The sequence below is a fragment of the Streptomyces solicamelliae genome, assembly GCF_045348655.1.
In the GTDB taxonomy this organism is placed as follows: Bacteria; Actinomycetota; Actinomycetes; order Streptomycetales; family Streptomycetaceae; genus Streptomyces; species Streptomyces solicamelliae.
This window is the reverse complement of record NZ_CP160404.1, coordinates 5,787,778-5,807,606: the sequence shown is the minus strand read 5'-3', so window position 1 is coordinate 5,807,606 and position 19,829 is coordinate 5,787,778. Positions and strand designations below refer to the sequence as shown.

The window sequence follows — 19,829 nt, the reverse complement described above, 5'->3', positions numbered from 1 at the left end:
CTACTGGCGGGGCGCGAGAAGCGGCAGCCTCCCGCCGGGGCCTCGGCGGGAGACCCCCGCGTCAGGCCGCGGCCTGCGCCTCCCGACCGGTCGGTAGGGCCCACCCCGAGCCCTCCGCTCGACCCCGCGCGGGTCGCCCCGCCCGCGAGGCCCCCTTGACACCTCGCCGCCCGCCCGTGCAACATTCCGTCAGACAGAAAGTTACTTCCGCAATACGGAAGGAGCGCCGCCCCTCATGGGATACACGGACCAGCGCTTCGATGTGAACCTGTCGATCCTCTTCACGGAACTCCCGCTCCTGGAGCGCCCCGCGGCCGCCGCCGCGGCGGGCTTCACCGCGGTCGAGCTGTGGTGGCCCTGGATCGACACCGCCACGCCCGAGCAGAGCGAGCTCGACGCCCTCAAGAAGGCGCTCGACGACGCCGGCACCCAGCTCGTGGGCCTGAACTTCTACGCGGGACAGCTCCCGGGCCCGGACCGCGGCGCCCTCTCCGTACCGGGTGAGGAGTCGGACCGCTTCCGCGCCAACATCGACGTGGCCGCGGACTTCGCCGCCTCGGTCGGCTGCAAGGCGCTCAACGCGCTCTACGGCAACCGCGTCGAGGGCGTGGACCCGCAGGTCCAGGACTCCCTCGCCCTGGAGAACCTCGTCCTGGCGGCCCGCGCCGCCGACCGCGTCGGCGCGATCCTGCTCGTCGAGACCCTCAACAAGCCGGAGTCGCCGCTCTACCCGCTGGTGAGCGCGCCCGCCGCGATCGAGGTCGTCGACAATGTGAACGCGGCCACCGGTCTCGGCAACGCCAAGTTCCTCCTCGACATCTACCACCTGTCGATGAACGGCGAGGACGTCAGCCAGGTCATCGCGCAGTACGCGGACAAGACCGGCCACGTCCAGATCGCGGACAACCCGGGCCGCGGCGCGCCGGGCACCGGCGCGCTCCCGCTGGAGCAGCTGCTCGACGAGCTCAAGAAGGCCGGTTACGACGGCTGGGTCGGCCTGGAGTACAAGGCCGCCGACGCCGCCGCGTCCTTCGCGTGGCTCCCGGCCGAAGCCCGCGCGGCCCGCTGACCCCAACTTCCTTTCGCACCACCTGTTTTGAGAGGCACCTCATGAGCACCCTCCCCAAGATCGCATGGATCGGCCTCGGCATCATGGGCTCCCCCATGTCCGAGAACCTGATCAAGGCGGGTTACGACGTCACCGGCTTCACCCTGGAGCAGGACAAGCTGGACCGCCTGACCGCGGCCGGCGGCACCGCCGCGGGCTCGATCGCCGAGGCCGTCAAGGACGCCGACGTCGTCATCACGATGGTGCCGGCCTCCCCGCAGGTCGAGGCGATCTCCTACGGCCCCGAGGGCATCCTGGAGAACGCCAAGCAGGGCGCGCTGATCATCGACATGTCGTCGATCACCCCGCAGACCTCCGTGGACCTGGCGAAGAACGCCGCCGAGAAGGGCATCCGCGTCATCGACGCCCCGGTGTCCGGCGGCGAGGCGGGCGCCATCGAGGCCGTCCTGTCCATCATGGTCGGCGGCGAGAAGGCCGACTTCGAGACGGCCAAGCCGATCCTCGAGGCCCTCGGCAAGACCATCGTGCTCTGCGGCCCGCACGGCTCCGGCCAGACGGTGAAGGCCGCCAACCAGCTGATCGTCGCGGTCAACATCCAGGCGTGCGCCGAGGCCGTGGTCTTCCTGGAGAAGTCCGGCGTGGACCTCACCGCCGCCCTGGACGTCCTCAACGGCGGTCTGGCCGGCTCGACCGTGCTGACCCGCAAGAAGGACAACTTCCTGAACCGGGACTTCAAGCCCGGCTTCCGGATCGACCTGCACCACAAGGACATGGGCATCGTCACCGACGCCGCCCGCAACGTCGGCGCGGCCCTCCCGGTCGGCGCCGTGGTCGCCCAGCTCGTCGCCTCCCTGCGCGCCCAGGGCGACGGCGGCCTGGACCACTCGGCCCTGCTGCGCGCCGTCGAGCGCCTCTCCGGCCAGCAGGTCTGATCGGCCACCCCGTCTGACGGGGCCCAGATTTCCGGGCGGCGGTGTCGCTGACACCTGTCCTGTCGCGCCCAGGCGCCGCCGCCGTCCGGAACACCCTCCTTCATTTTCAACAAACTGTTGACGTCTCGTTCGCGGCGTATCTACGCTCCTCGCACCGTCCCGCAGATGTCAGCAGAGCTCCCCGTACGGAAGGTCTCCATGTCGAAGCGCGTGCTCACGACCGAGTCCGGCGCCCCGGTCGCCGACAACCAGAACTCCGCCACCGCCGGCGTCGGTGGCCCCCTCCTCCTGCAGGACCAGCACCTGCTCGAGAAGCTCGCGCGCTTCAACCGCGAGCGGATCCCGGAGCGTGTGGTGCACGCCCGCGGCTCCGGCGCGTACGGGTACTTCGAGGTCACCGACGACGTCACCGCGTACACCAAGGCCGACTTCCTCGGCGAGGTCGGCAAGAAGACGGAGCTGTTCATCCGCTTCTCCACCGTGGCCGACTCGCTCGGCGGCGCGGACGCGGTCCGCGACCCGCGCGGCTTCGCGGTGAAGTTCTACACCGAGGAGGGCAACTACGACCTCGTCGGCAACAACACCCCGGTGTTCTTCATCAAGGACCCGATCAAGTTCCCCGACTTCATCCACTCGCAGAAGCGCGACCCGTTCACGGGCCGTCAGGAGCCGGACAACGTCTGGGACTTCTGGGCGCACGCCCCCGAGGCGACGCACCAGGTGACCTGGCTGATGGGCGACCGCGGCATCCCGGCCTCGTACCGGCACATGAACGGCTACGGCTCGCACACCTACCAGTGGACCAACGAGGCGGGTGAGGCCTTCTTCGTCAAGTACCACTTCAAGACGAACCAGGGCGTCCGCTCGCTCTCCGCCGACCAGGCCGCCGAGCTCGTCGGCAGCGACGGCAACTCGCACCAGACCGACCTGCTGCAGTCCATCGAGCGGGGCGTGTACCCCTCCTGGACCCTGTACGTGCAGGTCATGCCGGCCGCCGAGGCCGCCGAGTACCGCTTCAACCCGTTCGACCTCACCAAGGTGTGGCCGCACGCCGACTACCCGCTGCAGCGCGTCGGCCGGATGGTCCTCGACCGCAACCCGGACAACGTCTTCGCCGAGGTCGAGCAGTCCGCGTTCTCCCCGAACAACTTCGTCCCGGGCATCGGCCCCTCGCCGGACAAGATGCTCCAGGGCCGCCTGTTCGCCTACGCGGACGCCCACCGCTACCGCCTCGGCGTCAACCACACCCAGCTGCCGGTCAACGCCCCCAAGGCGACCACGGCCCAGAACTACGGCCGGGACGGCCTCATGGCCACCCGCAACGGCTCGCGTCACGACAAGAACTACGAGCCCAACTCGTACCAGGGCCCGGCCCAGACCGACGCGGCGCTCTCCGCCCCGCTCGCGATCCACGGCTGGACCGGCACCCACGCCGCCCCGCAGCACACCAAGGACGACGACTTCTTCCAGGCCGGCGAGCTGTACCGGCTGATGTCCGAGGACGAGAAGCAGCGCCTGGTCGCCAACATCGCCGGCGGTCTCGCGCAGGTCTCCCGCGACGACGTCATCGAGAAGAACCTCGCGCACTTCGCCGCCGCCGACGCGGACTACGGCAAGCGCGTCGAGGAGGCGGTCCGCGCCCTGCGCGACTGATCCGTCTCCGCCTGAGCAACACCCAGACCGCGTACGGGACCTGACGGGAGGTCATGTTCCGTGCGCAGTCCGGATCCCGGCCCGGATGAGGGGTGGTCGGGAACCGGACGGCTTGAGGACCGCGGCGGCGTGCGAGCCAGTGCGGTGGTAAGGGCCCGTCGCCCCCTTCTTGACCTGAAGGAAGGGGAACGGGGGAGCCCGTCGCCGTCGCCGCGGTCCCGACTGCCTCACCGCTTGTACGAGTCTCACGACTCCGAAGACTCCGCCCGGCGGTGCGAACGTCCTGTCGCGCCAGCCTCGCTCCGTCGGGCGGTCACCAGCAAGAGCGCGGAACCAGGTTTACGGTCCCTGGTTCCGCGCTCTTCTGCGTGCGCGAGCGCGGCCGTGACCGCCAGCGAGAGCCCGGCGAGCACCGCCATCGCCGTCGGCACCGACGTGTGCTGCGCCAGCACGCCGGCCAGTACGGCGCTCACGCCCTGCAGGGTAAGCATCCCCGAGAAGTGCAGCCCCAGCGCCTGACCGCTCAGCTCCTCCGGCGTCAGCGCCATCAGCCGCTCCTGGAACAGCAGGCTCGCCCCGTACCCCACCGTGGCCACCGCGACCGCGACGGCGGCCACGGGCAGCGCGGGCCGGAGGGCGAACAGCAGGAACGGGGCCGCGAGCAGGACCTGCAGCGGCGAGGCCAGCCGGCCCCGCCACCGCTGAGGCAGGAAACGCCCCACCGTCAGGTCGCCGGCCAGCATGCCCGCGGCCGCGCAGCCGAACAGCAGCGCCGCGTGCGCGGAGTCGTACGGCACGAACAGCGACTCGCAGCCCACGATCAGCCCGTTGGGCACCCACAGCGCCAGGTAGATCCGGCGCCGGGCGGGCACGGACCACAGCCGCCGGTTGACCCGCCAGGTCTCCGCGACCGACGGCCGGCCCGCGGCGCGAGGCGCCCGGCGGGAGAGCCCGAAGCGGGCGCAGAGCGCGGCGCAGACGTACAGCACGGTGCCGGTCAGCAGCGCTCCGCGCGGCGACAGCAGCGCCACGAGCAGTCCGCCCGCGCCGTAGCCGGCGATCTGGCAGACGCCGACCGCGATGTTGAGCAGCGAGCGGCCGAGCAGGTAACCCTCGCGGGACAGGATGTCGTTGAGCAGGCCCATGCGCACCCCGCCGCCCACCGAGCCGATCAGGCCCTGGCAGAAGAGCATCACGAACACCGCGGCGACGGGCAGCCCCGGCAGGGACTGCACGGCGGTGCCGAGCGCGAAGAGCAGCGCGATACCCACGATGGCGGCGCGTGGCGGCAGCCGGTCCGCGGCCGACAACAGCGTGGTCGCGCCGATGACTTGGGCGAGCGAGGGGCCGAACAGGGCGAGCGCGGAGAGCAGCGGCGACCCGGTGTCGCGGTACACGAGCGTGGCAAGTCCCAGGCCGGCCACGGTCATCGCGGCGATCTGGGTGGACAGGGTGACGAAGAGCGGCGTGAACTCGGGTGTGCGGAACAGCTCGCGGTAGGTGCGCATGCCAGGGAGTCTGGGAAGCGAGGGCGCGTTGCCGTTAGAGTTTCGCAGGGAGGCGAAACATGGGCTGGTGGCAGATCGACGCGGACGCACTGGCGAAGAGCCGCTTCATGGTGTCGCCGCTCACCGAGACGATCGCGGCGCTCATGGCGCTGAACCGCCCGTCCGCCGCGGACCCCGGCGAGCGGATCTGGCTGGGCGCCCATCTCTCCCGCTACCGGGCCCGGTTGGCGCACGACCCGATGGACGCGCTGCTCGTCCGGGCCGCGATAGGCCCCACCTGGAACGCGGACTTCCTCACCCCGACGCCACTCGGCGACGGCGAGCAGGGCTTCGGGGAGGAGATCGCCGCCGTCCGCGACGCCGACCCGGCCACGGCCGTGGCGGATCTGGCGCTCTCGCTGGGCGGCCCGGTGCCGGAGCCGCTGCGCTCGGCGGTCGATCTGCCGGAGCGGATGGCGGCGGTGCTGACGTGGGTGTGGCGGGAGACGGTCCTGCCGACCTGGCCGCGCCGGCGGCGGATCCTGGAGGCCGATGTCGTCGCCCGGACCGCGCGGCTGAGCCAGGGCGGCTGGGCGGCGGCGCTCGACGAGCTCTGCCCGGGGAAGCTGCGCTGGCTCGGCGACGGCCGACTGCAGGTCAACGCCCGTGATTATCCGCCGCGTTCGGCCGAGGGCGGTCTGCTGATGTTCGTGCCCGTGACGCCGAGCCGGGGCTGGGTCTCCTGGGAGGGAGCGGAGCGCTCCGCGATCGTCTACCCCTGCTCCGGGACGCTGACGGAGCCGGACGCGCCGAATGTGCCGGAGGCCCTGGGGGTGCTGCTCGGCACGGCCCGTGCGGGGGTGCTCGTACGGCTCGAGTCCCCCAAGTCCACGAGCCAGTTGGTGGCGCTCACCGGGCAGGGCCTGGGGTCGGTGGGCCGGCATCTGAAGGTGCTGCTCGACGCCCGGCTGGTCCGGCGGCGGCGCTCGGGACGGTCCGTCCTCTACTACTGGACGGAGGCCGGGGAGATGCTCGTACGGGCGCAGCGGTGAGTCCGCCGGCACAATGCGGAGCGGCCCCCGCCCCGGTGCTCTTCGGGGCGAGGGCCGTGACCTGGCGGGGGATCAGACCTTCAGGGCCTTGATCGCGGTCGGCGCGTGGCCGGGCTCGGTCGCGAGCTCCTCGAACTCGGTGACGTCGCTCATGTCGACCGTCTTGCTCATCGCGATGTTCGTGATGCGCTCCAGGATGGCCTCGACGACGACCGGGACCTGGTGCTCGACGGCGAGCTTCTTGGCCTGCTCGAAGGCCTCGCCCAGCTTCTCCGGGTCGGTGACGCGGATGGCCTTGACGCCCAGGCCCTCGGCGACCTTGACGTGGTCGACGCCGTAGGCGCCGATCTCCGGGGTGTTGATGTTCTCGAACTCGAGGTTGACCTCGAAGTTGATGCCGAGGCCGCCCTGCGCCTGACGGATCAGACCGAGGTAGGCGTTGTTCACGAGGACGTGGACGTAGGGGACCTTGTGCTGGGCGGCGACCGCCAGCTCCTCGATCATGAACTGGAAGTCGTAGTCGCCGGACAGGGCGACGACCGGGACCTCCGGCTGCGCGGTGGCGGCGCCGATGGCGGCCGGGATGGTCCAGCCGAGCGGGCCGGCCTGGCCGCAGTTGATCCAGTGGCGCGGCTTGTAGACGTGCAGGAACTGCGCGGCCGCGATCTGGGAGAGGCCGATGGTGGTGACGTAGCGCGTCTCCGGGCCGAAGGCCTTGTTCATCTCCTCGTACACGCGCTGCGGCTTGATCGGGACGTTGTCGAAGTGCGTGCGGCGCTGCAGGGTGGCCTTGCGCTCCTGCGCGGACGCGGCCCAGGCGGAGAAGTCCGGGAGCGTGCCCGCGGCCTTCCACTCCCTGGCGATCTCGACGAAGAGCTCCAGGGCGGCCTTGGCGTCGGAGGCGACGCCGTAGTCCGGGGCGAAGATCTTGCCCAGCTGGGTCGGCTCGATGTCGACGTGGACGAACTTCCGGCCCTGGGTGTAGGCGTCCATGTTGTAGCCGGTGTGGCGGTTGGCCCAGCGGTTGCCGATGCCCAGGACGAAGTCCGACTCGAGGAAGGTCGCGTTGCCGTAGCGGTGCGCGGTCTGGACGCCGACCATGCCGGCGGCCAGCTCGTGGTCGTCCGGGATGGTGCCCCAACCCATCAGGGTGGAGATGACCGGGACGTTGATCAGCTCGGCGAACTCGACCAGCAGGTCGGAGGCGTCGGCGTTGATGATGCCGCCGCCGGCGACGATCAGCGGACGCTCCGACTCGAGGAGGAAGCTCAGGGCCTTCTCGGCCTGGGCGCGGGTCGCGGTCGGCTTGTAGACCGGCAGCGGCTCGTAGGTCTCCGGGTCGAAGTCGATCTCGGTGAGCTGGACGTCGATCGGCAGGTCGATGAGGACCGGGCCGGGGCGGCCGGAGCGCATCAGGTGGAAGGCCTGCTGGAAGACGCCGGGGACCTGCGCGGCCTCCAGGACGGTCGTCGCGGCCTTGGTGACCGGCTTGGCGATGGTGGCGATGTCGACGGCCTGGAAGTCCTCCTTGTGGAGCTTCGAGACCGGGGCCTGACCGGTGATGCACAGGATCGGGATCGAGTCCGCGATCGCGGAGTACAGACCGGTGATCATGTCGGTGCCCGCGGGGCCGGAGGTGCCGATGCAGACACCGATGTTGCCGGCCTCGGCGCGGGTGTAGCCCTCGGCCATGTGGGACGCGCCCTCGACGTGGCGGGCCAGCGTGTGGCTGATGCCGCCGACGTTCTTGAGCTCGCGGTAGAAGGGGTTGATGGCCGCGCCGGGCACACCGAACGCGTTGGTGACGCCTTCGCGCTTGAGGATCTCAACGGCCGCTGCGGCGGCGGTCATACGGGGCATGGAGTGCTCCTGCTTCGGCCAGGCGGAGACGGGATCCGTTTCCGGTCGTTTCCGTAATGCGGAAATACTGTTCTGCTATACGGAAGCAATGTAGGCGCGGCGCCTGAGAGTCGTCAAGGGAGTCCCGAAGCGGCCCCCCGCGGCGACCTCCTGGGGGACGATGGGACGCGGGACGGCGGACCGGCGCCGGGGAGCGGGGACGAGGGGGCGGGGGCGGGTGGACGTGTCCGAAACGGTGCGGGTGGAGTGTCCGGAGTGCCGCACGACGCACCCGTACACCCCGCCCGCGTACCCCTGCGTCTGCGGCGCCCCCGTGGTGCCGCCGCTCGTCCCCGGGGCGCCCGGGGAGCCCGTGACGCACCGCAGCTGGGCGGACGAGTGGGTCAGGGTCCGCTGCGGGGCCTGCCGGCGCGAGGCCGACTGGCCCCAGCCCGAGCTGGGGTGCCCCTGCGGGACGGTGCTGCGGGTACGGGTACGGCCCCTGGACCCCGTGCAGCCCACGCCCTCCCCGGAGACCGGCCCGACCCGGCGGATCCCCCGGCCCGCGCCGGTCCCCGCCCCGGACGCGGCGCGGGAGCCGTACCGGCCGGTGACGATCAGGACCGCCCGGGACGCCGTCGACGCCGCCGCCCACTACCTGCGGTGGCTCGGCTTCCGGGACGTCGTACGACCCGAGGAGCGGCTCGCCGACGGCGTCGATCTGCGCGGCCCCGGCCTCGTCGCCCACGTCGACGCCACGACCCGGCCGGTCGAGCTGCGGGCCGTCGAATGCCTCTGGCTCAACGGGCTGAGCACCTCGTCCGCCGGGGCGGTGTTCGCGCTCGCCGGGTACGCGCCGGACGCCCGGTCGTGCGCCGAGGACGTCGGCGTCGCCCTCTTCGTCGTCGACCTCACCGGCACTCCGCAGCCCCTCAACACCCACGCCGAGGCCCTGCAGCGGCCCTGAGCGCGAGCGGCTGCCCAAAACCTCAAATCCAGCTCTGAATCCGGCCATTCGCGGGTGACGAGCCCCCTCCCCCGGGCACATCACTCCTGGGGGTGGTTGAAATGCCGACGGTGATGTGGTGGTGCATCGGTACGGCCTTCGCGCAGCTGCTGATCGCGGGGGCGCTGCTGCGCGCCGGCCGGGCCAGGCCCACGAAACTCGCGCCCTCCGCGCTCGCGCTGCTGCGCGGCGGCAACCGGGCCGCCGTCACCGTCGCGCTCGTCGCCCTGCACCAGCGCGGCGCGGTCGCCGCCGCCCGGCGCCGCACGATTCGCGCCAACGGCGGACCCGGCGCCACCCGCGACCCGCTCCAGCGCGGGGTGCACGCCTCCCTGCACCGCGCCATCGGCATCGGCGCCCTGGTGAACCGGCCCCGCACCCGGCAGGCCGTCGACGCGCTCCGCGCCGAGCTGGGCCTGGCCGGCCTGCTGCGCAGCCCCGGCCGCTGGCGCGCTGCCCGCATGCTGCTCGCCCTGGTACCGGTCACGCCGGCCGCCGGCCTCGCCGTGATCACCCTGCGCGGCGACGCCACCCCGCTGCCCTACGTGCTCGCCGCCGTGACGGCGCCGGTCGCGGTACTCCTCTGGCGGGTGCCGCCCACCACCGCCGAGGCCCGGCGCGCCCTGGCCGCCGAGCGGGCCCGCCACCCGCTGCCCGCACACCGCCGCGCGGCGACCGGCGAGACGGGGACGGCGGAGCGGATCCAGCTGTACGTGGCCCTGTACGGCGACGCCGCGCTCGCCCTCTTCTACCCGCACTTCGCCCGCGACGGCGGCCTGCTCGGCGGGGGCCGCGGCAACCCGGACGACGGCCTGCCGTGGAAGCGCGTCCACGCCGTCCCCAAGCTGCACCTGCGCGCGTACCGGGAACTCGGCGAGGGCGGCGACCACGGGGCGAGCTGCGGCGGAGGCGGAGGCGACTGACGACGGCCCGCACCGCGGGCGGCGAGGGCCCGCACCACCGCCGCACCACCGCCGCAGCGGCCGACGACGACCGGCCACCCGTCGGCCGGCCGGTGAAATGCGCCTGCCCGTCGGCGGTCTCCGGCGCGATACTCGACCCATGCGCATCCGCCCGGCCTCTTCCGCCGAACTCCCGCTGCTCCAGGACATCGAACGCGCCGCCGGCGAGCCCTTCCGCTCGCTCGGGATGACGGAGATCGCCGAGGACGACCCCCTCCCGACGGACGTCCTGGAGAGCTACCGCGCGGCGGGCCGGGCCTGGGTCGCGGAGCCGGACGGGGGCGCGGGCCCCGTGGCGTACCTGCTCGTGGACACCGTGGACGGCGCGGCGCACATCGAGCAGGTCTCCGTCCACCCCGCGGCGGCCCGGCGCGGCATCGGCCGGGCGCTCATCGAGCACGTGGCCGCCGACGCCGCGGCGCAGGGCCTGACGGCGCTGACCCTCACCACGTTCACGGACGTGCCGTGGAACGCCCCGTACTACGCCCGGCTCGGCTTCCGCACCCTCGCGGAGGCCGAACTGACCGACGGGCTGCGGGAGATCCGCCGCGCCGAGGCCGCGCACGGCCTGGACGTCTGGCCCCGCGTCTGCATGCGGCGCGACCTCGTACCCGCCCAGCGCGGGGGCTAGCCGGCCGTCCCGTACCGCTCCCGGAGCTCGATCTTCCGCACCTTGCCGCTCACCGTCATCGGGAAGTCGGTCAGGATCTCCACCCGCCGCGGGACCTTGTAGTGCGCGAGCCGGTCCCGGCAGAAGGCGGTGAGCTCCTCCAGGGTGGGCGGGTCGGCCGGATCCCGCGGGATCACACAGGCGAGGATCTCCTCGCCGTACTTCTCGTCCGGCACGCCCACCACCTGCACGTCCGCGATCTTCTCGTGGGCGTACAGGAACTCCTCGATCTCCCGCGGGTACACGTTCTCCCCACCCCGGATGATCATGTCCTTGATCCGCCCGACGATCTGGACGTACCCGTCCTCCCGCATCACCGCGAGGTCGCCGGTGTGCATCCAGCGCCCGGAGTCGATCGCCTCGGCGGTGCGCTCGGGCTCGTCCCAGTAGCCGAGCATCACGCTGTAGCCGCGGGTGCACAGCTCCCCCGCCTCGCCGCGCGGGACGGTGATGCCGGTCGCCGGGTCGACGATCTTCACCTCGACGTGCGGCATCGTGCGGCCGACGGTGCCGGTGCGGCGCTCCAGGTCGTCGTCGCGCCGGGTCTGCGTGGAGACCGGCGAGGTCTCGGTCATGCCGTAGCAGATCGACACCTCGGCCATGTTCATCTCGGCGACCACCCGCTTCATCACCTCCACCGGGCACGGCGAACCCGCCATGATGCCGGTGCGCAGCGAGGACAGGTCGTACGAGGCGAAGTCGGGCAGGTTCAGCTCGGCGATGAACATCGTCGGCACGCCGTACAGCGAGGTGCAGCGCTCCTGCTCGACGGCGCGCAGCGTGGCGGCCGGGTCGAAGGACGGCGCGGGGATGACCATGCACGCGCCGTGCGAGGTGGCCGCCAGGTTGCCCATCACCATGCCGAAGCAGTGGTAGAAGGGCACCGGGATGCAGACCCGGTCCTGCTCGGTGTAGGCGATCATCTCGCCCACGAAATAGCCGTTGTTGAGGATGTTGTGGTGGGAGAGGGTGGCGCCCTTCGGGAAGCCGGTCGTGCCCGAGGTGTACTGGATGTTGACCGGCTCGTCGCAGCTCAGCGCGGCCGGCCGCAGCTCGCCGACGTCGGCCGCGCGGGCGACGAGCGCGTCCCAGCTCGCGTCGCCGATGTACACGACCTCCCGCAACCGCGGGCAGTCGCCGCGCACGTGGTCGACGAGCGCCCGGTAGTCGCTGGTCTTGTGCGCGAGCGAGGCGACCAGGAAGGTGATCCCGGCCTGCCGCAGCACGTACGCCAGCTCGTGGGCGCGGTAGGCCGGGTTGATGTTCACCATGATCGCGCCGATCCGGGCGGTGGCGTACTGGAAGAGCACCCACTCCGGGCAGTTGACCGCCCAGATCCCGACCCGGTCGCCCTTCGCCACCCCGCTCGCGAGCAGCGCGTCCGCCAGCTCGTCGACGTCCGCGCCGAACTGCGCGTACGTCCAGCGGCGCCCGGACGGCACGTCGACCAGAGCCTCCCGGTCGGGCCAGGCGGCGACGGCCCGGTCGAGGTTGGCGCCGATGGTGTCGGCGAGCAGCGCGGTCCCGCTGGTGCCGTGCGCGTAGGACACAGTCGCAGGAATCCGGCTCATCGCAGCTCCCCCTCGTCGAATTCGACGCCCCCGCCCTCGGCGGTGCGCTCCCGCAGCTCGATCCGGCGGATCTTGCCGGACACGGTCTTCGGCAGGTCCGCGAACTCCAGCTTCCGGATCCGCTTGTACGGGGCGAGCACCGCGCGCGAGTGCGCGAACAGCGCCTTCGCGGTCTCCGGTCCCGGCTCCCAGCCGGCCGCGAGCACCACGTACGCCTTCGGCACGGCGAGCCGCAGCGGATCGGGCGCGGGCACGACCGCCGCCTCCGCGACCGCCTCGTGCTCGAGCAGCGCGCTCTCCAGCTCGAAGGGACTGATCTTGTAGTCGGAGGCCTTGAAGACGTCGTCGGCGCGCCCGATGTACGTGATGTAGCCGTCGTCGTCGCGGGAGCCGATGTCGCCGGTGCGGTAGTAGCCGCCGGCCATCGCCTCGGCGGTGCGCTCCGGGTCGCCGTGGTAGCCGGTCATCAGGCCGACCGGATCGGCGGACAGGTCGAGCGAGATCTCGCCCTCCTGCGCGCCCGGCTTGCCGGTGACGGGGTCGAGCAGCTCCACCCGGAAGCCGGGGCTCGGCCTGCCCATGGAGCCTTCCTTGAGCCGCTGACCGGGGCTGTTGGACACCTGGACGGCCGTCTCGGTCTGGCCGAAGCCGTCCCGGATGGTGACGCCCCAGGAGCGCCGCACGGCCTCGATGACCTCGGGGTTGAGGGGTTCGCCGGCCGCGACGACCTCGCGCGGCGGCGTCGCGAGCAGTGTCAGATCGGCCTGGATCAGCATCCGCCACACGGTCGGCGGGGCGCAGAAGCTGGTGACTCCGTTGCGGTCCATCTCGGCCATGAGGCGGGCCGGGTCGAAGCGCGTGTAGTTGTGGATGAAGACGGTCGCCTCGGCGTTCCAGGGGGCGAACAGGTTGGACCAGGCATGCTTGGCCCAGCCGGGCGAGGAGATGTTGAGGTGCACGTCGCCGGGCTTGAGCCCGATCCAGTACATGGTGGCCAGGTGGCCCACGGGGTACGAGGTGTGGGTGTGCTCGACGAGCTTGGGGCGGGCGGTGGTGCCGGAGGTGAAGTACAGCATCAGCGTGTCGTCGCCCTGGGTGACGCCGGTGGGCTCGAACGGCGCGCAGGCGCCGTACGCCTCCTCGTACGCGATCCAGTCCGCGACGCGCTCGCCGACCGCGATCGGGGTGTAGTTCCCCGGCACCTCGGCGAACTTGGCCGTGTCCTCGCTCCGCACGATCACGTGCCGGGCCCGGCCTCGCTCCACGCGGTCCCGCAGGTCGGCGGGGCCGAGCAGCGGGGTCGCGGGGATGACGACGGCGCGCAGCTTCATCGCGGCGAGCGCGGTCTCCCACAGCTCGACCTGGTTGCCCAGCATGACGACGATCCGGTCGCCGGGGCGGACGCCGAGCCCGCGGAGCCAGTTCGCGACCCGGTCGGAGGTCTCGGACAGCTCCGCGAAGCTCCGCCGGACCTCGCTGCCGTCCTCCTCGACGATGTGCAGCGCGGTGCGGTCGTTGTCCCGGGCGATGACGTCGAACCAGTCGAGCGCCCAGTTGAAGCTGCCGAGCCGGGGCCAGGCGAAGCCCTCGTACGCGGTCTCGTAGTCCTCGCGGTGCTGCAGCAGGAAGTCCCGGGCGGCCCGGAACCTCGTCGTCTCGCTGCGTTCCGACATGCGTCCTCCTCGTTCCGGACCGTTGCGGGGCCGATCCGGAACATCGTGTAATCAGTGACCCAGGTCTCACTACCCCCGTTCGGGGGTGGTCAGGGTGCTTCGTCGGTGTGTCGTGTGGAGGAATCGGCGTGATCGGACGGGACGGACGGCTCGGGTGGGACGCGCGCGAAGGTGCGGCGGAACTGCGCGGCGCGCTGCTGCGGCTGCGCCGCACGACCGGGCTCCCCGTCGCCTTCGGCGGTCTGCTGCACGCCGACGGCCGGCGGCTGCGGATCGCCGAGCTGAGCGGCGCGGCGACGGCGGCCCTGGACGGCCTGGCGATCTCGACGGGCAGCGGGCTCGGCGGGAAGTGCCTGGCGCTCTCGCGGCCGTGCGCGGTGACGGACTATCCGTCCGCGCGGCACATCACGCACGAGTACGACGGACCGGTCTCGGCGGAGGGCCTGCGCTCGGTGATCGCGGTGCCGGTGGTCGTCCGGCGCAAGGTGCGGGGCGTGCTGTACGGGGCGCTGCGCGACGCCCTGCCGATCGGCGAGCGCGTCTTCGACGCGGCGGTGGCGGCGGCGCGGGACGTGGAGCAGGCCCTCGCGGTGCGGGACGCGGCGCCTGCCCGGGAGGCGGGCGCCCCGTCGTGGGACGAGGTGCGGCGGGCCCAGGGGGAGCTGCGGGACCTGGCTCCGCAGGTCGACGACCCGGAGCTGCGGGAACGGCTCCTGGCGGTGTGCGGCCGGCTTGCCTCGGCGGCCCCGCCGCCGGACCCGCGGCCGGCCGTGGCGCTGGCCCCGCGGGAGCGGGACGTGCTGGCGGCGGTGGCCACGGGCGCGACGAACGCGGTGGCGGCGGAGCGGCTGGGCCTGCGCCCGGAGACGGTGAAGGCGTACCTGCGCTCGGCGATGCGCAAGCTGGGCGCGCACACCCGGCTGGAGGCGGTGGTGACGGCGCGGGCGGCGGGGGTCCTCAGGTAGCGAACCGCACGTGGGGGTCGGGGACGAGGACGCCGAGGGTGTGGGCGGCCTCGGCCTCGAGGGCGTCCCGCCCGGCGGCGGAGAGCGGCCGGAACGGCTCGACGACGATCTCGGTACGACCGCCGTCGTCCTCCATCCGCCAGATGCCGGCGAGGAACCCGTCGACGAGGAAGGTGCGGTGCGCCTGGTTCCCCGTCCAGGTGCGGCTGCGGTACTCGGGCGGGACGACGCGGCTGCGGTCGGCGTGCGAGAGCAGCAGGTTGTCGAACTCGGGCAGGAAGCGCGGCGGGGCGGGGGCGTCCGGGTCGGGCCGCGGCGCGTCGGGCAGGTCGAAGAGCTCGGTGCCGTCCTCGTCCCGGAAGGCCAGCAGCTCGGGCCGGAGCCGCTCGAAGACCGGGCGCGTCCGGGTCAGTCCCGACCAGGTCTGGAAGTCCTTGACGGAGGCGGGCCCGAAGGCGGCGAGGTAGCGCCGTACGGTCTCGTCGGGCGCGGGCGGCGGGTCGGCCACGGGCCGCCCGAACCACTGCTCGGCGGTGGTCAGCTCGACCTGGCCGCTGCGCCCCCAGAGCCCGCGCGGGGTGACCTGGACCAGCGGCAGCAGGATGCGGGCGGCGACGGTGAGCGCGAGCGGGTCGGCGTCGGGCCACTCGGCGAGCAGCAGCGTCCGGAGCTCCTTGACGGACCGGGGCGCCTCCTCGACGGACTCCCGGCTGAGCGCGGTGAGCCGGTCGAGGTCGACCCCGACGAGCCCCTTCCGGAAGCCCTTCAGCTCCCGTTCGGGCCCGCCGGCCTGCATGAGGGGCCGCAGGGCGAGGCAGTCGTCGGCGGTGTGGGTGTGGATGGTCGACCGCATGGTGACGAGCCGCGCGACGGCCCGGGACTCCATGAGCGAGGACAGCTCCTCGGGCCGGAACCCTTCGATGCGGGCGGCGAGCGCGTAGTACGGCGGCTTGGTGTTCTGCGCCTGGAGACCGACGAGGTGCCGCACGGCGTCGACGGCGGGGAGGGACTGCCTCCGGAGCAGGAACTGCCGGTCGAGGGTGGCCCGGTTGAGGGCGCGACGGCTGAGGACGGGCTGAGCGTGGGCGGCCATGGAGACGAAGCTACGGGCAGTAGCGGACAGATCCGGTCCGCGAACCGAGAAGTCTTGCCCGCACCACAGTGCGGAGCGTGGCCGACGCCGCGGAAAAAGCCCCCGGTTATCCTGCTCCGAGACGCCGATCACCGTACCCGCGGAGGTGAATCCCACGATGTCGGAGCGCCGCCCCCGGGCCTCGCTGTCCCCCCTGAAGCACTCCTGGCGCCGCCAGACGGAGCCCGAGCACTCCTCGGACGCGGAGGAACAGGCGCAGGAGGGCCCGCAGCGGAGCGTGGTGCAGGCGTCGCTGTACCGCGACGGCCGGCGAGTATCCTCCCCGACCACGCTCGCGGAGACGTTCCGGCAGCTGCGGGAGCAGCCGGAGGGCATGGCGTGGATCGGCCTGCAGCACCCCACGGAGGAGGAACTGCACTCCCTGGCGGCCGAGTTCGACCTGCACGAGCTGGCGGTCGAGGACGCGATGGAGGCCCACCAGCGCCCGAAGCTGGAGCGCTACGGCGACACGCTGTTCGTCGTCCTGCGCGCGGCCCGCTATCTGGACGCCCAGGAGGAGGTCGACTTCGCCGAGCTGCACGTCTTCGTCGGCCCCGACTTCGTCATCACGGTCCGCCACGGGGCGGCCCCGGACCTCTCGGCGGTCCGCCGCCGCATGGAGGAGAACCCGGAGCTGCTGGCGCTGGGCCCGGAGGCGGTCCTGTACGCGATCCTGGACGCGGTGGTGGACGGGTACGCCCCCGTGGTCGCCGGCGTCCAGAACGACATCGACGAGATCGAGACCGAGGTCTTCGGCGGCGACCCGGCGGTCTCCCGCCGCATCTACGAACTCTCCCGCGAGATGGTCGAGTTCCAGCGCGCCACCCGCCCCCTGGTGGGCATGCTGCACGGCCTGATGGCCGGCTTCGCGAAGTACGGCACGGACGAGGAACTCCAGCGCTACCTGCGCGACGTGGCCGACCACGTCACCCACACCAGCGAACGCGTCGACGGCTTCCGCCAGGCCCTCAGCGAGATCCTCACGGTCAACTCCACCCTGGTCAGCCAGCAACAGAACGCCGAAATGCGCGCCCTGGCCGAAGCCGGCTTCGAACAGAACGAGGAGATCAAGAAGATCTCCGCCTGGGCGGCGATTCTCTTTGCTCCCACGCTCGTGGGAACCGTCTACGGCATGAACTTCGACTCGATGCCGGAGCTCCACTGGGGCCTCGGATACCCCTTCGCGATCGGCCTGATGGGGGCGGTATGCGTCAGTCTGTACGCCATCTTCAAGCGCCGGGACTGGCTCTAGGAGGCGACCGCCTCACACACAGCACACACCTGCGCCATCAAGCCCGCCCGCCGGCCCGTTCACCGTCCCCTGCACGTCTCACCGAGTAGGACGGCGCGGGGCCGCGACCGGTCCCCGGTTCCGGTCGCGGCCTCACGGGGGTGAAGTGGGGTCATCGATCAGCAGCAGCCACCGGCGGTGACCGTGGTCGTTCCACCCGCCTGGGCGCCGGCGGTGGCCGGGCTGGAACAGCACGTGCCGGCCTGCTGCTTGGCCAGGGTGTCGGCATCGGCCTTGACGACGTACACCTCCCACGGCTCACGGCCTGGGCCGTGGACCCACACCTTGTCCTGGAGGGCGTAGCAGCAGGTGGTGTCGGTCTCCTCCGTGGTGACGAGACCTTCCTGGGCCAGCCTGGCGGTGGCTGCGTGGACGGCTTCGGAGCTGTCGACCTCGACGCCGAGGTGGTCCAGGCGGGTGTCCTCGCCGTCGGCGCCTTCGATGAGGACGAGCTTGAGCGGCGGTTCGGCGATGGCGAAGTTGGCGTAGCCGTCGCGGAGCTTGGCCGGCTCGGCGCCGAAGAGCTTGGTGTAGAAGGCGACGGATGCCGAGAGATCGGGGACGCGCAGGGCGAGCTGTACACGAGTCATGACGAACCTCCTGCTGTGAGTGTGTGGTGGGGGCAGGTCAGCAGCCGCCGGAGGTGGCCGGGGACCCGACGCCGAGCTGGATGAGCGCGGGGGCGGGGGCGCAGCAACCGCCCTCGGCCGCCTCGTCGGTCTGCGGCTGGTCGAAGAGGCCGGCGCCGCCGCACACTCCGGTCTCCGGGAGGACGAGCTCGACGCGCTCGGCCGACTCCCGGTCGCCCGCGATGGCGGCGACGACGGAGCGGACCTGCTCGTAGCCGGTGAGGGCGAGGAAGGTCGGGGCGCGGCCGTAGGACTTCATACCGACGAGGTAGACGCCCTGTTCGGGGTGGGACAGCTCGTTCACGCCGTGGGGGTAGACCGTGCCGCAGGAGTGCTGGTTGGGGTCGATCAGCGGGGCGAGCTCGACCGGGGCCTGGAGGCGCTCGTCGAGACCGAGACGGAGCTCGGAGAGGAAGGAGAGGTCGGGGCGGAAGCCCGTGAGGACGATGACCTCGTCGACCGGGTCGAGCCGGCGGCCGTCCTCGGCCACGAGGACCAGGCGGTCGCCGTCGCGCTCGATCGCCTCCGTACGGAAGCCGGTGACAGCGTCCGCGTGACCCTCGTCCACCGCCGCCTTCGCGGCGAGACCCAGTGCGCCGCGGGCGGGAAGCTGGTCGGCCGTACCGCCGCCGAAGGTGGAGCCGGAGATGCCCCGGCGCAGGATCCACACGGCCCTCGTCCCCTCCTGCTCCCGGGCGAGGTCCGCCAGCGCGGCGAGCGCGGTGAAGGCGGACGCGCCGGAGCCGATGACAGCCGTGCGCCTGCCCGCGTACCGGGCGCGGACGGACGGGTCCTTGAGGTCGGGCACGCGGTAGGTGACGCGGTCGGCGGCGGCCTTCTCCCCGAGGGCGGCGAGGCCGGACGCTCCTGCCGGGCTCGGGGTGGACCACGTGCCGGAGGCGTCGACCACCGAGCGGGCGAACAGCCGCTCCTCACGGCCGTCGGCGTAGGCGACGTGGACGACGAACGGCTGGGCCTCGCGGTCGGCGTCCACGATCCGGTCGCGGCCGGCGCGCGAGACGCCGGTGACCGTTGCGCCGGTGCGGACGCGGTCGCCGAGGACGTCGGCGAGCGGCTGAAGGTACTTCTCCGCCCAGTCGCCGCCGGACGGGTAGGTCTTCGCGTCGGGCTTCACCCAGCCGGTGGCGGCCAGGAGCTTCTCGGCGGCCGGGTCCGTGACCTCACCCCACGTGGAGAAGAGACGGACGTGGGCCCACTCGCGTACCGCCGCACCAGCCGCCGGTCCGGCCTCCAGGACCAGCGGTTCGAGGCCGCGCTCGACGAGGTGGGCGGCGGCGGCCAGGCCCGCGGGCCCGGCCCCGATGACCACGACGGGCAGCTGGTCGGTGGCGGTGGTGTTCACGACGATTCCCCTTTGTTTCGACATCTGTCGATCTCTTGCGCTGCAAGCATGGCACCTGGATCGACACCCGTCAACATAGACATTCATCGAAATGAATCGCGCGTCGAGCACCCCTTGGGCGGCTGCTTCGACATGTGTCAACATAGATGCATGTCGAATGTCACCGCGCTGCCGCTCCTTGAGCCCGCCGAGGCCGCCCCCTGCTGCCCGCCGCTCACCGAGCGCCCGTTGAACGCCGAGGAGGCCGAGCGGACCGCCAAGATGTTCAAGGCCCTCGGCGATCCGGTCCGGCTGCGCCTGTTCTCGGCGGTCGCCTCGCACGAGGGCGGCGAGGCGTGCGTCTGCGACATCTCCGACGTCGGCGTCTCCCAGCCGACCGTCTCCCACCACCTGAAGAAGCTGAAGGAGGCAGGGCTGCTCTCCTCCGAGCGGCGCGGCACCTGGGTCTACTACCGCGTCGAGCCCGCCGTCCTCGCCGCCATGGGCGCGCTCCTCACCAAGGCCGCCGCCTCATGAGACGGCAGCGTGGCCGCAT

Annotated in this window: 17 protein-coding genes; 10 read left to right on the top strand and 7 right to left on the bottom strand. The window is 72.3% G+C overall.

Annotated elements, in window-relative coordinates; translation table 11 throughout:
- Nucleotides 1–235 precede the first annotated feature (235 nt).
- From ABZO31_RS26770 to ABZO31_RS26760, 3 genes are all read left to right on the top strand, one after another.
- Nucleotides 236–1,069: a TIM barrel protein gene (locus tag ABZO31_RS26770; RefSeq protein ID WP_406863847.1), complete on the top strand. Its 834-nt coding sequence runs from the start codon at nucleotides 236–238 to the stop codon at nucleotides 1,067–1,069.
- Between the two features lie 41 nt (nucleotides 1,070–1,110).
- Nucleotides 1,111–2,001 carry a 2-hydroxy-3-oxopropionate reductase gene (locus ABZO31_RS26765; protein ID WP_406863846.1) on the top strand — a complete coding sequence of 297 codons (891 nt, stop codon included), beginning with the start codon at nucleotides 1,111–1,113 and terminating at the stop codon, nucleotides 1,999–2,001.
- A 198-nt stretch (nucleotides 2,002–2,199) separates the two neighbouring features.
- Nucleotides 2,200–3,654: a catalase gene (locus ABZO31_RS26760; protein ID WP_406865480.1), complete on the top strand. Its 1,455-nt coding sequence runs from the start codon at nucleotides 2,200–2,202 to the stop codon at nucleotides 3,652–3,654.
- Between the two features lie 245 nt (nucleotides 3,655–3,899).
- On the opposite strand, the gene ABZO31_RS26755 is transcribed toward ABZO31_RS26760, so the two are convergent.
- Nucleotides 3,900–5,162 carry an MFS transporter gene (locus ABZO31_RS26755; protein WP_406863845.1) on the bottom strand — a complete coding sequence of 421 codons (1,263 nt, stop codon included), beginning with the start codon at nucleotides 5,160–5,162 and terminating at the stop codon, nucleotides 3,900–3,902.
- A gap of 59 nt (nucleotides 5,163–5,221) precedes the next feature.
- On the opposite strand from ABZO31_RS26755, the gene ABZO31_RS26750 reads away from it, so the two are divergent.
- Nucleotides 5,222–6,193: a transcriptional regulator gene (locus ABZO31_RS26750; protein WP_406863844.1), complete on the top strand. Its 972-nt coding sequence runs from the start codon at nucleotides 5,222–5,224 to the stop codon at nucleotides 6,191–6,193.
- 72 nt (nucleotides 6,194–6,265) lie between these two features.
- Here ABZO31_RS26750 and gcl read toward each other — a convergent pair whose 3' ends face one another.
- Entirely contained in the window at nucleotides 6,266–8,044 is a 1,779-nt protein-coding gene (gcl, locus tag ABZO31_RS26745) for a glyoxylate carboligase (RefSeq protein WP_406865479.1), read from the bottom strand.
- 232 nt (nucleotides 8,045–8,276) lie between these two features.
- Here gcl and ABZO31_RS26740 point away from each other — a divergent pair, with 232 nt between their 5' ends.
- The 3 genes from ABZO31_RS26740 to ABZO31_RS26730 all read left to right on the top strand — a co-directional run bounded on the left by ABZO31_RS26740 (nucleotide 8,277) and on the right by ABZO31_RS26730 (nucleotide 10,631).
- Nucleotides 8,277–8,999 carry a hypothetical protein gene (locus ABZO31_RS26740; protein ID WP_406865478.1) on the top strand — a complete coding sequence of 241 codons (723 nt, stop codon included), beginning with the start codon at nucleotides 8,277–8,279 and terminating at the stop codon, nucleotides 8,997–8,999.
- 101 nt (nucleotides 9,000–9,100) lie between these two features.
- On the top strand, nucleotides 9,101–9,961 hold the full coding sequence (locus tag ABZO31_RS26735; RefSeq protein ID WP_406863843.1) for a TIGR04222 domain-containing membrane protein: 861 nt from the start codon (nucleotides 9,101–9,103) through the stop codon (nucleotides 9,959–9,961).
- Between the two features lie 139 nt (nucleotides 9,962–10,100).
- A complete protein-coding gene (locus ABZO31_RS26730; protein WP_406863842.1) occupies nucleotides 10,101–10,631 on the top strand; it encodes a GNAT family N-acetyltransferase in 531 nt (176 codons plus the stop codon).
- Here ABZO31_RS26730 and ABZO31_RS26725 read toward each other — a convergent pair.
- Complete coding sequence (locus ABZO31_RS26725; protein ID WP_406863841.1) at nucleotides 10,628–12,241, bottom strand: AMP-binding protein; 1,614 nt, start codon at nucleotides 12,239–12,241, stop codon at nucleotides 10,628–10,630. The two genes, ABZO31_RS26730 and ABZO31_RS26725, sit on opposite strands and share 4 nt — an antisense overlap.
- Nucleotides 12,238–13,914, bottom strand: coding sequence for an AMP-binding protein (locus ABZO31_RS26720; RefSeq protein WP_406863840.1), 1,677 nt, complete (start codon nucleotides 13,912–13,914; stop codon nucleotides 12,238–12,240). Before ABZO31_RS26720 ends, ABZO31_RS26725 begins: the two co-directional genes overlap by 4 nt.
- A gap of 128 nt (nucleotides 13,915–14,042) precedes the next feature.
- Here ABZO31_RS26720 and ABZO31_RS26715 point away from each other — a divergent pair, with 128 nt between their 5' ends.
- Nucleotides 14,043–14,879, top strand: coding sequence for a helix-turn-helix transcriptional regulator (locus ABZO31_RS26715; protein WP_406863839.1), 837 nt, complete (start codon nucleotides 14,043–14,045; stop codon nucleotides 14,877–14,879).
- Here the strand turns inward: ABZO31_RS26715 and ABZO31_RS26710 are convergent.
- Complete coding sequence (locus ABZO31_RS26710; RefSeq protein ID WP_406863838.1) at nucleotides 14,872–15,972, bottom strand: winged helix DNA-binding domain-containing protein; 1,101 nt, start codon at nucleotides 15,970–15,972, stop codon at nucleotides 14,872–14,874. The two genes, ABZO31_RS26715 and ABZO31_RS26710, sit on opposite strands and share 8 nt — an antisense overlap.
- 157 nt (nucleotides 15,973–16,129) lie before the next feature.
- Here ABZO31_RS26710 and ABZO31_RS26705 point away from each other — a divergent pair, with 157 nt between their 5' ends.
- On the top strand, nucleotides 16,130–17,263 hold the full coding sequence (locus tag ABZO31_RS26705) for a magnesium and cobalt transport protein CorA (protein WP_406863837.1): 1,134 nt from the start codon (nucleotides 16,130–16,132) through the stop codon (nucleotides 17,261–17,263).
- A 158-nt stretch (nucleotides 17,264–17,421) separates the two neighbouring features.
- Here the strand turns inward: ABZO31_RS26705 and ABZO31_RS26700 are convergent, their stop codons facing one another.
- Both ABZO31_RS26700 and ABZO31_RS26695 read right to left on the bottom strand, forming a co-directional pair.
- Nucleotides 17,422–17,892 (bottom strand): ArsI/CadI family heavy metal resistance metalloenzyme, encoded by a 471-nt coding sequence (locus tag ABZO31_RS26700; RefSeq protein ID WP_406863836.1) that lies wholly within the window; start codon nucleotides 17,890–17,892, stop codon nucleotides 17,422–17,424.
- A 37-nt stretch (nucleotides 17,893–17,929) separates the two neighbouring features.
- Entirely contained in the window at nucleotides 17,930–19,294 is a 1,365-nt protein-coding gene (locus ABZO31_RS26695; RefSeq protein ID WP_406863835.1) for an FAD-dependent oxidoreductase, read from the bottom strand.
- A gap of 150 nt (nucleotides 19,295–19,444) precedes the next feature.
- Between ABZO31_RS26695 and ABZO31_RS26690 the strand changes: the two genes are divergently transcribed.
- Entirely contained in the window at nucleotides 19,445–19,810 is a 366-nt protein-coding gene (locus tag ABZO31_RS26690) for an ArsR/SmtB family transcription factor (RefSeq protein WP_406863834.1), read from the top strand.
- Nucleotides 19,811–19,829 lie beyond the last annotated feature (19 nt).

Coding starts and splice junctions, on each gene's coding strand:
- ABZO31_RS26770 (WP_406863847.1), top strand. CDS start 236: ATGGGATACACGGACCAGCGCTTCGATGTGAACCTGTCGATCCTCTTC.
- ABZO31_RS26765 (WP_406863846.1), top strand. CDS start 1,111: ATGAGCACCCTCCCCAAGATCGCATGGATCGGCCTCGGCATCATGGGC.
- ABZO31_RS26760 (WP_406865480.1), top strand. CDS start 2,200: ATGTCGAAGCGCGTGCTCACGACCGAGTCCGGCGCCCCGGTCGCCGAC.
- ABZO31_RS26755 (WP_406863845.1), bottom strand. CDS start 5,162: ATGCGCACCTACCGCGAGCTGTTCCGCACACCCGAGTTCACGCCGCTC.
- ABZO31_RS26750 (WP_406863844.1), top strand. CDS start 5,222: ATGGGCTGGTGGCAGATCGACGCGGACGCACTGGCGAAGAGCCGCTTC.
- gcl (WP_406865479.1), bottom strand. CDS start 8,044: ATGACCGCCGCCGCAGCGGCCGTTGAGATCCTCAAGCGCGAAGGCGTC.
- ABZO31_RS26735 (WP_406863843.1), top strand. CDS start 9,101: ATGCCGACGGTGATGTGGTGGTGCATCGGTACGGCCTTCGCGCAGCTG.
- ABZO31_RS26730 (WP_406863842.1), top strand. CDS start 10,101: ATGCGCATCCGCCCGGCCTCTTCCGCCGAACTCCCGCTGCTCCAGGAC.
- ABZO31_RS26725 (WP_406863841.1), bottom strand. CDS start 12,241: ATGAGCCGGATTCCTGCGACTGTGTCCTACGCGCACGGCACCAGCGGG.
- ABZO31_RS26720 (WP_406863840.1), bottom strand. CDS start 13,914: ATGTCGGAACGCAGCGAGACGACGAGGTTCCGGGCCGCCCGGGACTTC.
- ABZO31_RS26710 (WP_406863838.1), bottom strand. CDS start 15,972: ATGGCCGCCCACGCTCAGCCCGTCCTCAGCCGTCGCGCCCTCAACCGG.
- ABZO31_RS26705 (WP_406863837.1), top strand. CDS start 16,130: ATGTCGGAGCGCCGCCCCCGGGCCTCGCTGTCCCCCCTGAAGCACTCC.
- ABZO31_RS26700 (WP_406863836.1), bottom strand. CDS start 17,892: ATGACTCGTGTACAGCTCGCCCTGCGCGTCCCCGATCTCTCGGCATCC.
- ABZO31_RS26690 (WP_406863834.1), top strand. CDS start 19,445: ATGTCGAATGTCACCGCGCTGCCGCTCCTTGAGCCCGCCGAGGCCGCC.